The organism is Flavihumibacter fluminis, from assembly GCF_021491375.1.
GTDB classification, from domain to species: domain Bacteria; phylum Bacteroidota; class Bacteroidia; order Chitinophagales; family Chitinophagaceae; genus Flavihumibacter; species Flavihumibacter fluminis.
In genome coordinates, this window is the sequence record NZ_JAKEVY010000007.1 from 124536 (window position 1) to 138483 (window position 13948).

Below are 13948 nucleotides of genomic sequence, written 5' to 3' on the forward strand. Positions count from 1 at the left end.
GTGATCAATAAGGACCTGATATCGGTTTCACTCCCTATATTGTCTGTAAAAGACCCGATTTACAGGGCTATGCAGTTGATGGATGACTGCAATGTGATCCATTTGCCACTTGTTGAAGAAGACATTTATCTGGGTCTTATTGCTGAATCGGATCTGCTTAATAGTGAAGACGACAGCAAAACACTCGAAACCATAAGCGGTGCCATTTCCCGGGTGAGGGTGAGTCCGAACGGACATTTTACTGAGGCGGTTCAGCTGGCAAATGAATATGGATTGGCGGTTGTGCCAGTTACGGAAAGCAATTTCGAGTGGGTGGGGGCCATCGCGGCAGCCGATCTGCTTAAATTTACAGGCCATATGATAGGAGCCGATGAACCGGGTGGTATCATTGTCCTGGAAATGGATAAAAGAAACTTCGCCTTCTCCGAAATCTACAAACTAGTAGAAACAAACGATGCCCAGATCACCCAGCTGAATACCTACTTTGACAACAACCTGGGCGTTTTATATGTTACACTTAAATTGAATAAGTTCGAACTATCCGATATTGTTGCCACATTTCAGCGCTATGAATACCAGGTTCGGTACTATTTCGGTGAAGAAATGTATGAAAATGAACTTAGAAACAACTACGACCACCTCATGAATTACCTTAATCTGTAAAAAAAATCAAATTTGATTTCCATTCTTGGCTGAATCCTGTATTTTCATAGGTACCGTGCACGAAAGGAATGAATATTGTGTGGAAATATAGAATCTGTCTGTTAACAATCCTCTGCTGTTTAGGAAGAGGATTGTTCGCACAATCAAACTTGCCGATTACCGATGAAGCTAAAACAGCGCCCGGTTTAAGCCCGCCTGGGGCAATGCCCGTTGAAAGCCCTCCCCAAAGAAGGTTGTTCATGATTGATAAAATCTATATCAACGGAAATAAAAAAACCAAGGACTACATCATTAAAAGAGAACTACCTTTCAAAGAAGGGGATTCTGTTGCTCTCAATCAGCTGGTTGCCCAGTTCCGGCTTGGCAAACAGCAATTGGTGAATACGCGCTTATTTAATGATGTGGTAATTTCTCTTCGGAGTTTCAGGGGCTACCTCGTGGATGTAGAAATTGATGTTAAGGAACGCTGGTATGTTTTCCCAATTCCTTACCTGAAGCCAATTGACCGAAATTTGCAAACATGGGCAGATAAGGGGTATAGCCTGGACCGGATCAATTATGGCGCTAAGCTCAATTATTATAATACTACGGGTAGAAACGATGTTTTGAAAGTCTGGTTGATTACCGGGTACTCACGGCAGGTTCAGGTTTCTTACAACCAGCCATTTATGGATGGATCTCTGAAAAGCGGTTATGGCATTAACTTCAACTATTCTGCAATGAAGGAAGTGAATCCTCTGACCGTAAATAACAAACAGTTTTTTCTAAGAGCGGATTCTCTTCCAAAAGCAGGACGGTTCCTGGAAGAAACCATGACCGGCTCCGTTCAGTGGAATTACAGACCCGGACTTAAAACCCGACACGTAATAAGGGCTGGATTTGGGATGAGTAAAATTGATAGTGCGGTCTGGAATGTGAACAACAATTACATCAGTAAATCCGGCAGAACTCAGGTAGTTTATCCTGAGATCAGCTATACCATGAACTTTCTGGATGTGGATTATGCACCTTATCCTTTAAGAGGTTTCATGGCTGAGACTCAACTGGTCCGTCGCGGTTTCGGATCCGATGTAGGCATGTGGCTATTGAATGTGAAGGCTACCAAAGCCTGGGAAATCGGGGCCAAAGGATCTTTCTCAACTCAACTGACGAGTACTTTACGGCTTCCCTTCAAACAGCCTTTTAACCAGCACCGCCTGATGGGATATGGTGACTTTTATCTGCGGGGAATGGAAAAATATGTGATTGATGGGGTGCTGGGTGGAATGACCAGAAATACGCTTCGTCGCGAAATTCTAAATTTTTCAGTACCACTACCAATCCGTAGCCAGAGCCATGATCGGGTGCCTTTCAGAATCTATGCAAAAACCTATGCCGACCTGGGTTACTCTTATTCGAAGTATTTCCGGGAAAATTCACTAAATAACAAATTGCTCACAACGGCCGGCTTCGGAATTGATATTGTTTCACTGTACGATGTCGTATTACGCTTTGAATACAGCTTCAATCAACTGGGGCAGAACGGCTTCTTTTTTCACGTCCGGAATGATTTTTAATGGCCTATCTTTCCGGTGGCTAAAACAGATACATGAAAGTGGCGATTTACAGCCGGGTAATCGACCAGGATGATTATTCGGAAATACAGAACTTATTCGATGAACTCAATAGCCTGCAGATAGAGCCGGTTATTTACCAGGCATTTTTTGAACAGATTGCCCCGGTTGTCCGCTTCCATCTCGATAAACTCACCACCTTCAACAATTCAGAAGACCTGGATGAGTCCATTGAATTTGTTATTAGTTTAGGTGGAGATGGAACCCTGCTTGATACAGTAACCCTGGTTCGGAATAAAAAAATCCCAATCCTTGGAATTAATTTTGGCCGACTTGGATTTCTGGCAAGCATCGGTAAAGAAGAACTTAAAACTGCTGTTGCTTCTATGGTAAACCGGCAGTTTGTGATTGATCGCCGCTCTCTGATCCACCTGGATGCGGATAAGTTGCTGTTCGGCGAAACTCCTTATGCACTTAATGAGTTTGCTATCCATAAAACAGATATTTCTCCGATGATTAAGATTCATACCTACCTGAATGGCGAATTCTTAAACACGTACTGGTCGGATGGCCTCATAGTAAGCACACCTACCGGATCAACCGGTTATTCCCTTAGTTGCGGCGGACCGATTGTATTTCCGGATTCCGGAAGTTTTGTGATTACACCGGTAGCCCCTCATAACCTGAATGTCCGCCCTTTGATAGTACCGGATGATAATATCATATCCTTTGAAGTTGAATCACGGTCTGATAATTTTATCTGTGCATTGGACAGCCGCCGCGAAATTGTTAGCAAAAACATACAATTGGCCGTAAAACGAGAGAAATTTGACGTAAGTATTGTACGTCTCAATGAAAATAATTTCCTTAGCACTTTAAGGAACAAACTTTCATGGGGGTTGGATACACGTAATTAGCATTTCCTTTATCTGCTCCTGATTTGATTATACGTTATATTGCAATATGAAGAAACTGATTCTGCCGCTATTGGCAGTATTTACCCTGCATTCCGCTGCCCGGGCCCAGATGGAATCTGTAACCCAGGAAGGTGAGATTGGCGTATCTATTGGAGGCGCCCACTATTTTGGCGATCTTAATACAGCTGCCAAGGTGAACAGGGCCAAATTCGCATTTGGTGTGTTTTTCCGCAAACAGTTTGGAAATTATATAGCGGTTCGCGTTGGCGGCCAGTTTGCTCAGCTGGGCTATGCCGACAAATATTATTCAGATAATGAATTTCAACGCCGGAGAAACCTGAGCTTTAATAGTAACGTCTGGGAACTGGCATTACAAGGCGATTTCAATTTCTTTAAATTTGTTCCAGGCTCTTATGATCAGCGGTTTACACCTTATGTAACCATAGGGGCAAGTATATTCAGCTATGATCCTTATGCCTACCTGGGCGGGCAAAAATATTTCCTTCGTCCATTGGGGACTGAAGGGCAGGGTTCAGCCGCTTATCCCGACCGGAAGCCCTACAGCAGCATGGCTTTCGCAATACCTTTTGGGGTAGGGGTTAAATATTCGCTTAATGAGCGCATAAATGTAGGTTTTGAAGTCCTCCATCGCTTTACCAATACGGACTACCTGGATGATGTCAGCACCACGTATGTTGGAGCAGATAAATTCCCACCCCTTCCGGATGGAACTTCCACTCCGGGTTTTCTGCTTCAGGACAGAAGTTATGAAGTGGGGGAAATCATCGGGATTGAAGGTCGCCAGCGGGGTTATGCAGGCCAAAAAGACCAGTTTATTACCGCCCAATTCACCATAAGTTTCAACCTGACCAGTTATCGCTGTCCAACTGCAAAACTGTAGGTCAAATCCTGTTCTGCGTCGGGTTGATCAATTTCCGTACCTTCGCAGCCTGAAAATCGTTTATATGAGTTCGCTAGAGGCGAAAATTGACCGGCAAAAGCTCCCCCGTCACATAGCCATCATCATGGATGGAAATGGTCGTTGGGCCCAGGAAAAGGGTCAGGACCGCCTTTACGGCCATTTTCATGGTGTAGAAAGTGTAAGGGACATTGTAGAAGGTTGTGCTGAACTGGGTGTTGGGTATCTTACCTTGTACGCATTTAGTACAGAAAACTGGGATCGGCCGGCTAATGAAGTGAACGGTTTGATGGAGTTACTGGTGGATACGATCCGCAAGGAAGTGGAAACGCTTAACCGTAACAATATCAGACTGGATGTAATTGGAGATACCGCTATGTTGCCTGAATATGCGCAGCAGGAATTACGGGAGGCACTGGATATGACAGCTGCGAATACCGGCCTGCGGCTGGTAATGGCGCTCAGTTACAGTAGTAGGTGGGAGATGGTGGAAGCCGTAAAAAAGATTGCGGTGGATGTGCAGCAGGGGCTCTTACAACCTGCTGATATTGACCAGGCTGTATTGTCAAAGTACTTATGTACCAGTGAGTTCCCTGATCCGGAATTAATGATCCGGACCAGTGGAGAATATAGAATCAGCAATTTCCTCCTGTATCAGCTGGCCTATGCTGAACTCTATTTTACCAATGTCAGATGGCCTGATTTCCGTAAAGAAAATTTATATGAAGCAATCCTGGATTACCAGCAAAGAGAAAGACGTTTCGGAAAAACCAGCGCCCAGGTTCAGGAAGCACCCCTTTAACAAAGCTTTTTTAAACAATCCTCTTAATTTGCCTACTTTATTAAAACCAACTGGATGCACTTACGAATAGTCGTTGTTGCTTTACTGCTTATGTTGATTGGACGAAATGCGATGGCGCAGCAACCCGATACTACCCGTCCCACTGCAATTGATCCAGAATTGGAGGAATTAGCAAACACCAAAAGCCCTAAAGAATATATCATTGCGGGAATCACAGTTACGGGTACCAAATACCGTGATGAAGCCCTTCTTTTATCCATTTCCGGATTATCTGTCGGAGATCGGGTAGTCATCCCCGGTAGTGACAATATCAGTAAAGCTATACTTAACCTCTGGAAACAGAATTTGTTCTCCGATGTTGAAATTTATTACACAAAAGTTGAGGGACGTAATCTGTATATTGAAATAAATGTTACAGAAAGACCCAGTCTTTCAAATTTTTATTTCAAAGGAGTAAAAAAATCGGAACAGGAAGATCTTTCTGGTAAAACAGGCCTTGTAAAGGGGCGAGTTATTACCGAAAACATGAAAAAAACTGCTGTTGAAAATATCATCAAATATTATGTTGAAAAAGGCTTTCAGGGAGCTAAGGTTAGAATTGAAGAAACTCCCGACCCCGCTTTTGTCAACACCCAGCAGTTGACCTTCCGCATTGAAAAAGGAAATAAGGTACGCATTAACCAGGTGAGCTTTTTTGGCAATGAAGAGGTTAATGAGCTTCGCCTAAAGAAAAAAATGAAGGGTACCAAGGAAACGACCCGATTGACACTTTACCCTAAAGTAGATTCAAGTAGTTACGGTGTTCAGAAACCGGTTTCTTTTAAGGAATATGTAAAAGACCTCGGGTTTTTATCAGTAACCAAAACCGGTAATTTCCTCGATCCATACTTCCGCTTCAAATTATTCAGCTCTGCCAAATTCAATGAGACGAAATACCAGGAAGACAAGGAGAAAATTCTGGAGTATTACAACTCATTGGGCTTTAGAGATGCTGCGATCATCGATGATACGATGTACTATACCAAAAAAGGAAACCTGAACATCGACTTGAAAGTAGATGAAGGGCGGCGTTACTATTTTGGGAATATCGCCTGGAGGGGAAACACACAATATTCCGATTCCATCCTGAATGTATTATTAGGAATTAAGAAGGGAGATATTTATAACCTGGAAACACTGAACAGCAAACTGGGCAAACAAATGTCTCCGGAAGGAGGTGATATCAGCGGGTTGTATATGGACGACGGATACCTGTTTTTCCAGGTAGATCCTATTGAAACAGCTGTGTATAACGACACTATCGATTTCGAAATCAGGATGAGAGAAGGTCCGCAAGCCACCATCAAGAACGTAAACATTGCAGGAAACGATAAAACCAAGGAGCATGTAGTTCGTCGTGAAATCAGAACCGTACCGGGTGATAAATTCAGTCGCGCTGCCCTGATCCGTTCCAACCGTGAAATTGCCAACCTGGGCTTCTTCAACCAGGAAAAAATTGATATCAATCCTGTACCAAACCCGGATGATGGCACGGTAGATATTAACTACAAGGTCGAAGAAAAATCCAACGACCAGCTGGAGTTGTCTGCGGGCTGGGGTGGGAATATCGGTTTGACAGGTACTCTGGGTGTTACCTTCAACAATTTCTCCATCAAAAATATTTTCAATAAAAAATCATGGGATCCGCTGCCATCTGGGGACGGACAAAAACTCAGTCTCCGATTACAGAGTAATGGACGCCAGTTTCGTTCGTATAACTTCAGCTTTACGGAACCCTGGCTGGGCGGTAAAAGAAGAAACTCCTTTACGGTAAGTTTTTACAGTACCCGGTTCGCCAACTCATTTAATCCCTTTAACGGTCTATTTGACAGGAGGGCAGGAGATACATCCTATTTGAGAACACTCGGTGTTTCAATAGCACTTGGTAAACAATTGCGTTGGCCAGATGATTTCTTCACACTGGTATACTCCCTGAATTTTACACAGTACAAACTTAGAAATTATCCAAACCTCTTCCCGGGATTGAATAATACCACAGCTCATAACCTGAGTTTAAAACTTGCATTAAGCAGGTCTTCCATCGATCAGCCGATCTTCCCCAAGAGCGGTTCTAACTTCATGGCAAGTGTTCAGGCAACTCCGCCCTATTCACTCATTGATCCGGGTCGTGTAAAATCTGCGAACCCGTATGAATTGCCGGAGTTCCATAAGTGGCGTTTTACAGGTGAATGGTATGTGCCAATCGGAAGACCGATGGGTGCCGACAAGAGCCGCCAGTTTGTTTTGAAGGCAGCCGCTAAATACGGCTTCATGGGCCGATACAATTCGAAACTGGATTATTCTCCTTTTGAGCGCTTCCAGGTGGGTGATGCGGGCCTCACCAATAACTTCGGTCTGCTTGGATATGATATCATCGCGCACAGAGGTTACCCGGTATATGATAATTCGGATCCAACCGTTAACCCGGATCGCTCGTCTGCCAGTCAGTTCTTTACAATTTTCAATAAATACACGCTGGAACTGCGTTATCCGTTTTCAACCAACCCGAATAGTACCATTTTTGGTCTGGCATTCTTTGAAGCGGCAAACGGATGGTATAATTATAAAGATTATAACCCCTTCCAACTCAGACGAAGTGCAGGTTTGGGTATGCGGTTTTTCCTGCCTATGTTTGGATTGCTCGGATTTGATTATGGTGTAGGATTTGATCGGATAACGCCAAATGGCAAACTCCGCGACGCGGCCAGGTTTACCTTTATGCTTGGTTTCGAGCCGGAATAATTACATAATTACTGTAAAAATGATAGTTATGAAAAAACTACTGATTCTTGGTATGGCTATCCTGTTCTCGGCAGTAGCAGTGCAGGCACAACGCTATGCAATTGTAGATACCCGTTATATACTGGATAAGTTACCGGAATATAAAGAGGCCCAGGAAGCGCTGAATAAAACCAGTGAAATCTGGCAGGCTGAAATTGACTCAAAGCAACAGGCACTCAATAAATTATACAAGGATTATGAAGCTGAGAAAGTGATGTTGAGTCCGGAGCTGCTGAAGAAAAGAGAAGACGAAATCTTCAACCGGGAAAAAGAGGTTCGGGAACTCCAGCGGCAACGTTTTGGGTTCGAGGGAGATCTTTTCAAAAAACGCCAGGAACTGGTGAAACCCATACAGGATAAGGTTTACGCCGCCATTCAGAAAATTGCAGTGGCCCGGATGTACGACTTTATTTTGGATAGAAGTGAAGGAATTACTGTTATATTTGCCGACCCCAAGCTCGATAAAAGTGAAGATGTGCTTAGGGAATTGGGTGTTAAATAACGTTAAATTATACGAATTAAGACAACTAAAACCAAAACGAAAACAACTTAAAGTAACAAAAACATCGCATGAAAAAAGTTTTAACTGTTCTGATGGTGGCGCTTGGAATCGCAGCGTTCAGTCAGTCTGCACAGGCGCAGACCAAAATTGGTTATATCAGCTTTAATGAAATCGTGGCCCTGATGCCTGAAGCAAAAAAAGCTGACTCTGCATTGGTTCAATTCAGGGATGCTTTGATTCAGAGTGCCCAGGATAAGGAAACTGCGTTAAATGACGCTATCAATAAATTCAATGCCGACTCAGCAAAAATGACTGCTGCAGTTAAAGAAGTTAAAAGAAAAGAATTACAACAAAAGCTGACTGAGCTTCAGGGTGAAGAGCAGCGCATCCAGCAGGAATTGCAAAAGCGCCAGGAAGAACTGAGCGAGCCTATCCAGAAAAAAGCAATGGATGCGGTTCAGGCTGTTGCCAAAGAAAGTGGATATGCGTATGTATTACCAAAGGAATACCTGATCGTTTCTCCTCCCGGTGATGATTTGCTGCCACTGGTAAAGAAAAAATTAGGTCTTAAATAACGATACTTTTCACAGGCTCTGTATGAACGCCGGGATAGCATCCCGGCGTTTGTTATATTTGGCAATCTCATGGAAAAAGCATTGGCACCAATTGGTGTATTTGATTCCGGTTATGGAGGTCTGACGGTTTTGAAAAAAATCGTTGATGTATTGCCTGCTTACGATTATCTCTACCTTGGTGATAACGCAAGGGCGCCCTATGGTACACGTAGTTTTGAAACGGTGTATCGCTATACCCTGGATTGTGTAAAGTGGTTTTTTGCGCAGGGTTGCCCACTTGTCATTCTTGCGTGTAATACAGCGTCTGCAAAGGCATTAAGAAGTATTCAGCAACAGGATTTGCCAGAAATTGCGCCAACAAACCGCGTGTTGGGAGTTATCCGTCCTACAACCGAATTGATTGGAACATTAACCAAAACCGGAAAAGTTGGTATTCTGGCCACCAAAGGAACAGTCAGTTCAGGATCGTATCCGATTGAAATTGAAAAGTTTTATCCCGATATCTCGGTTTATCAGGAGGCCTGTCCCATGTGGGTGCCACTGGTTGAAAACAATGAACATGCCGGGTTGGGGGCTGATTACTTTGTGAAAAAACATCTTGATTCCTTACTGGAAAAGAATAGCTCAATAGATACCCTGTTACTGGCCTGTACACATTATCCGCTGTTGATGGATAAGATAAAGCAGTTTCTTCCGGACGGTATCCAGGTTATTTCGCAGGGAGAAATTGTGGCGAATAGCCTGTCAGATTACCTTCAAAGACACCCTGAAATGGAAAAGCGTCTGTCCAAAACCGGTAGTAGAAGGTTTTGTACGACGGATGATATAACTGATTTTGAACAACATGCCAGCCTGTTTTACGGAGCAGCAATAAAGGCGGAAAAAATTAACCTCACATGATTCGGATATTGTTACTGGCAACGGTAGTAAGTATAAGTTTTTTTGCATCGGCACAAAGCAAACCTGCCATCGTGCCTCAGCCTGTTCAGATGGAAATGCTCCCGGGAAAAGGTTTCCAGCTTTCGGCAGCTACCAGTATTGTAACCGACAGCAGTTGGATGGCACAGGCGAATTATTTTCAGCAGGAAATAGCCAGGCAAACTGATTTAGTGCTTCCGGTTCGAATGGCTAACAACAATGAAAAACCCGGACAGCAAGCTATTTATTTGGTGAAGGACTCCCTTTCATTGAAGCGTCCGGAAATCTACCTGCTGAGGGTGGATCAAGGGACTGTTAAGCTAAGTGCTGCCAGCGTACGAGGATTGGTAAACGGCATGCAAAGTTTTTTTCAGTTATTGCCATTAAAGGTTGTGACTTCCATCGAGCTGCCCGCTCTTTCAATACTAGATTATCCCCGGTTCAGCTATCGTGGCATGCACCTGGACGTAGTACGCCACATTTTTCCAGTAGACTATATCAAAAAATACATTGACTATCTGACGTTTCATAAGTTTAACACCTTTCACTGGCACCTGACAGATGACCAGGGCTGGCGTTGGGAGGTCAATTCCTATCCAAAATTGAACAGCATCGGATCCTGGAGAGACTCTACCCTGATCGGACATTTTAAAGATCAGCCTGCCCGCTATGATGGAAAGCGCTATGGTGGGTTCTATACAAAGGCAGAAATACGGGAGATCCTGGAATATGCAGCAGTAAGAGGTATTACCGTAATACCGGAACTGGATATTCCTGGTCATAGCCGGGCTGCTATAGCTGCCTATCCAGAATTCAGTACTCGTCCGGATACTACCTGGAACGTGGCTACAACCTGGGGCATGTACAATCGACAGAACAATGTGCTGGCCCCGAATGAGGCGAGTTTTACCTTTTTAAGAACCATCTTCCGGGAATTGACTGAGTTATTTCCTTCAACCTACATTCATCTGGGAGGAGATGAATGTTCGAAGCTTTGGTGGAAGCAGGACCCAGCTACACAGGCATTTATGAAAGAGAAAGGACTGAAGGATGAAACGGCGCTTCAGACTTATTTCATAGAACAGGTTGCCGCTTATTTGAAAGAATCGGGTAGAAAAGCGATTGGTTGGCACGAAATTGCAGAAGGAGAGTTGGATACTGCCACCCTAATTATGAACTGGGGGAATGAAAAACAAGCCCTGGCTGCAGCCCGTAAAGGCTTTTCGCTGGTCATGTCGCCCGGAAAACCTTTTTATTTTGATCATTACCAATCTAAGGATCCGAAAGACAGCCTGGCTATTCATGGTTACAATCCCTTAGAAGGCGTTTATAGCTATGACCCTGTGCCTGCCGCGATCAGCAAGGCGGGATTAGCGCATAAAATCATTGGAGGGCAGGCGAACGTTTGGACCGAGTATATGGAATATTCAACTAAGGTAGATTATATGATCTTTCCAAGGATGTCTGCAGTAAGTGAGGCGCTTTGGACGCCGGCAGCCAGGAAAAACTACCCGGACTTCCTGAATCGTTTGGAAAAAACGATCATCCCCAGGTATCAATTTTGGAATAGTTCCTGGTTTCCTCACTACCGGCAGTGGGGAATGATAGATTAAGCCCTTTTTTATTCCAATATTTTATTACCTTTGCCGTCCCTTTCACGACACAAGCGGGTATGGTGGCCCGATGTGATTGGAAATCAGCTGACTGGCTCTCCACAGGAAGCGAATTTTTGAGTTGTAAAAAACATTGAAAAATGAAAAGAACATTTCAACCACACCGTCGTCGTCGTAAAACCGTTCACGGTTTCCGTAAGCGCATGCAAACTGCAAATGGCCGCAAAGTATTAGCCAGCCGTCGCGCAAAGGGTCGTAAGAAACTCACTGTTTCTTCTGAAAGCAAGCTGAAATAAGCAGGCCGCCCTTCGCGGTTTTCGATGATACGCATTAGCTCTGATCCGATGAGGACCAGAGCTAATTTTGTTTTCAGCCTTTCTGAGTAACTTACTCATCCGGAACATGCAGCAAAAAAAACATTTGTATACACTTAAGGCAACGGAACGACTCAAGCATCGAAAGAAAATAGATGCGCTTTTTACAAGGGGACAAAAATTTTCCCTGGGTGAAATCCGGGTGGTATTTAATACAAGCCTGGCTGAAGGCCAGATCCGCCTGCTTGTTGGGGTGGGTGTAAGTAAGCGTTACTTCAAAAAAGCGGTAGACCGGAACCTTATTAAAAGAAGACTGCGGGAGGCTATCCGGCTGGCTAAGCCAGATTTTGTAACAGAAGTTCAGCAGTTGGGTTCCAACCTTGATCTCTTTATTCTTTTTACCGGTAAAGAGATTATCGAATTTGGTTTATGCCAGGAACTGGTAGCAGCAGCATTTAAAAAATTAGTCCGCAAAATGAAACCCTGAAAGATGCCTGAACTCTTAAAAAAAATTGCCAGCTTTCCTTTTATAGCGCTAATCAAGTTATATCAATGGCTGATTTCTCCTATACTGGGGCCAAAATGCCGGTTTACCCCTACCTGCTCCCAATACGGATTGGAAGCATTTAAAAAACACGGCCCGATTAAAGGCTTTTGGCTAACGCTGAAACGTATTTCCAGATGCCATCCGTGGGGTGGTAGTGGGTATGATCCTGTTCCGTGAAAGGTGAAATGTGAGACGTGAGATGTGAAAAGTGAGACGAAAAAGCCCAGGGCATTTCTGATCCCCGGGCTTTCAAATTTCTTCCTTCTCACGTCTCACGTTTGACGTCTCACATCCATGCATTATTGTTTCAACATATTCGTCAGTCGATCCAATGTAGCGCGGGCGTCTTTATTGGTGATGAATTTATATACTTCAGGAACTTTTCCGTCTTTATCCGGGCTTAACGATGCAGGAATTCCTCTGTAGGGCCCAACTACAATGGCATTGTCTTCGGCACTGATTTTTTTAAGATCGCCGGGAGCCAGAAAATGATTTTTCCGCTCAGGGCTAACGTTGGTGCCTACCATCAATTGTTGCAGGCTGTCCATACGATTCATCAGTTCTTCCTGTGTAATTCTGGATTCGCGGGTACTGGCGTCTCCAAATGATTGAAGGGATCCAATCAATGTGTCTTTTTTCAGATTCAACAGGTAAACACCAGGTTCGGTAACAGTCAGGTCCTTGCTGCCGGTTCCGTCATTTAACGTGATTTTATCTCCCTTGAGGGTAATAACTTCTTCATTGTGCTGGGTGCCTGGTTCAAACTGAATGGCATCACCAGTTTGAGAAACGGTGAACTTTCCGCTTGCCATAACCACCACTTTTTTCTGGGGAGGTGTGGAACAGGCGGCTAAAGCAAGTAAGGCAAGACTTCCAAAGATCAATTTTTTCATGGTATCGCTTTAAAATAAAGATCCCGCCCTTGGCGGGATCTCTGGTTTGAAAAATCAGGTATTATTTGGCAGCATTGAAACGCTCAGCCACTTTTGACCAGTTAACAACATTCCAGAATGCTGACAGGTAATCAGCTCTTCTGTTCTGGTATTTCAGATAGTAGGCATGCTCCCAAACATCAACACCCAGGAGAGGAGTTCCTTTCACTTCGGCAACATCCATCAATGGATTATCCTGATTTGGGGTTGAACTGATTTCCAGTTTGCCATCCTTTACTATCAGCCATGCCCAACCGCTTCCAAAACGGGTCATGCCGGCAGTTGCAAATTTTTCCTTGAATGCGTCAAAGGAACCGAAGGCTGCATTAATGGCATCAGCCAGAGCGCCAGTCGGTTGGCCGCCTGCGTTAGGAGCCAGGCTTTCCCAGAAGAACGTATGGTTCCAGTGACCACCACCATTATTGCGAACTGCAGCAGAAATGGATCCAGCGGCAGCTACCAGTTCTTCAATTGATTTATTTTCATTCGGAGTGCCCGCAATAGCTTTATTGAGATTATCAACATAAGCCTGGTGGTGCTTTCCGTGGTGAATCTGCATGGTTTGTGTGTCAATATGAGGCTCCAGTGCATCATGAGCATATGGGAGCGCAGGTAATGTAAATGCCATAGAATAACTATTTATGATGAATAAAAATGAGGCTACCCAAAGGAGTAACAAATTTAATGGCTCAGGGCCAGAGCACAAAACAATAAAAAAGCCATCCCTGTAAAGAGATGGCTTTCTGTTTGTGCGCCATGCATGGCGTCAGACTCGACGGTGCAAGTCCGTTATGGGGGTATGTAATCGCCAACCATTAGCCAAGAGCAAGGGTGTCTATCGCGAGGTAGAATCTGAAGGAAGCTGGCGGCAAA

Annotated in this window: 16 protein-coding genes; 13 read left to right on the top strand and 3 right to left on the bottom strand. The window is 44.1% G+C overall.

Annotated features, from left to right (window positions below):
* Positions 1-663, top strand: a complete 663-nt coding sequence (locus L0U88_RS20040; protein WP_234868552.1) for a CBS domain-containing protein — start codon at positions 1-3, stop codon at positions 661-663.
* Here L0U88_RS20040 and L0U88_RS20045 read toward each other — a convergent pair.
* On the bottom strand, positions 653-904 hold the full coding sequence (locus L0U88_RS20045) for a hypothetical protein (RefSeq protein ID WP_234868554.1): 252 nt from the start codon (positions 902-904) through the stop codon (positions 653-655). The two genes, L0U88_RS20040 and L0U88_RS20045, sit on opposite strands and share 11 nt — an antisense overlap.
* Here L0U88_RS20045 and L0U88_RS20050 point away from each other — a divergent pair.
* The 12 genes from L0U88_RS20050 to yidD all read left to right on the top strand — a co-directional run bounded on the left by L0U88_RS20050 (position 903) and on the right by yidD (position 12320).
* Entirely contained in the window at positions 903-2219 is a 1317-nt protein-coding gene (locus L0U88_RS20050; protein WP_234868555.1) for a POTRA domain-containing protein, read from the top strand. The two genes, L0U88_RS20045 and L0U88_RS20050, sit on opposite strands and share 2 nt — an antisense overlap.
* Before the next feature lie 32 nt (positions 2220-2251).
* Positions 2252-3133, top strand: a complete 882-nt coding sequence (locus L0U88_RS20055) for an NAD kinase (protein ID WP_234868557.1) — start codon at positions 2252-2254, stop codon at positions 3131-3133.
* 46 nt (positions 3134-3179) lie between these two features.
* A complete protein-coding gene (gene porG, locus L0U88_RS20060) occupies positions 3180-4034 on the top strand; it encodes a type IX secretion system protein PorG (protein ID WP_234868558.1) in 855 nt (284 codons plus the stop codon).
* Between the two features lie 64 nt (positions 4035-4098).
* On the top strand, positions 4099-4854 hold the full coding sequence (uppS, locus tag L0U88_RS20065) for an undecaprenyl pyrophosphate synthase (RefSeq protein WP_234868560.1): 756 nt from the start codon (positions 4099-4101) through the stop codon (positions 4852-4854).
* A gap of 54 nt (positions 4855-4908) precedes the next feature.
* Positions 4909-7635, top strand: coding sequence for a BamA/OMP85 family outer membrane protein (locus L0U88_RS20070; RefSeq protein ID WP_234868562.1), 2727 nt, complete (start codon positions 4909-4911; stop codon positions 7633-7635).
* 28 nt (positions 7636-7663) lie between these two features.
* Entirely contained in the window at positions 7664-8176 is a 513-nt protein-coding gene (locus L0U88_RS20075; protein ID WP_234868564.1) for an OmpH/Skp family outer membrane protein, read from the top strand.
* A 68-nt stretch (positions 8177-8244) separates the two neighbouring features.
* Entirely contained in the window at positions 8245-8751 is a 507-nt protein-coding gene (locus L0U88_RS20080) for an OmpH/Skp family outer membrane protein (RefSeq protein ID WP_234868566.1), read from the top strand.
* A 69-nt stretch (positions 8752-8820) separates the two neighbouring features.
* Positions 8821-9651, top strand: coding sequence for a glutamate racemase (gene murI / locus L0U88_RS20085; protein ID WP_234868568.1), 831 nt, complete (start codon positions 8821-8823; stop codon positions 9649-9651).
* Positions 9648-11282 (top strand): beta-N-acetylhexosaminidase, encoded by a 1635-nt coding sequence (locus tag L0U88_RS20090; RefSeq protein WP_234868569.1) that lies wholly within the window; start codon positions 9648-9650, stop codon positions 11280-11282. Before murI ends, L0U88_RS20090 begins: the two co-directional genes overlap by 4 nt.
* A 140-nt stretch (positions 11283-11422) precedes the next feature.
* The gene (gene rpmH, locus L0U88_RS20095) at positions 11423-11578 is read left to right on the top strand and encodes a 50S ribosomal protein L34 (RefSeq protein ID WP_072038984.1); all 156 of its coding nucleotides are present in this window, start codon (positions 11423-11425) and stop codon (positions 11576-11578) included.
* A 106-nt stretch (positions 11579-11684) separates the two neighbouring features.
* A complete protein-coding gene (gene rnpA, locus L0U88_RS20100) occupies positions 11685-12083 on the top strand; it encodes a ribonuclease P protein component (RefSeq protein ID WP_234868571.1) in 399 nt (132 codons plus the stop codon).
* 3 nt (positions 12084-12086) lie between these two features.
* Positions 12087-12320, top strand: a complete 234-nt coding sequence (gene yidD / locus L0U88_RS20105; protein ID WP_234868573.1) for a membrane protein insertion efficiency factor YidD — start codon at positions 12087-12089, stop codon at positions 12318-12320.
* Positions 12321-12442: 122 nt separating this feature from the next.
* Here yidD and L0U88_RS20110 read toward each other — a convergent pair whose 3' ends face one another.
* Both L0U88_RS20110 and L0U88_RS20115 read right to left on the bottom strand, forming a co-directional pair.
* Complete coding sequence (locus tag L0U88_RS20110; RefSeq protein ID WP_234868575.1) at positions 12443-13036, bottom strand: hypothetical protein; 594 nt, start codon at positions 13034-13036, stop codon at positions 12443-12445.
* Positions 13037-13097: 61 nt separating this feature from the next.
* Positions 13098-13703: a superoxide dismutase gene (locus tag L0U88_RS20115; RefSeq protein WP_234868577.1), complete on the bottom strand. Its 606-nt coding sequence runs from the start codon at positions 13701-13703 to the stop codon at positions 13098-13100.
* Positions 13704-13948 lie beyond the last annotated feature (245 nt).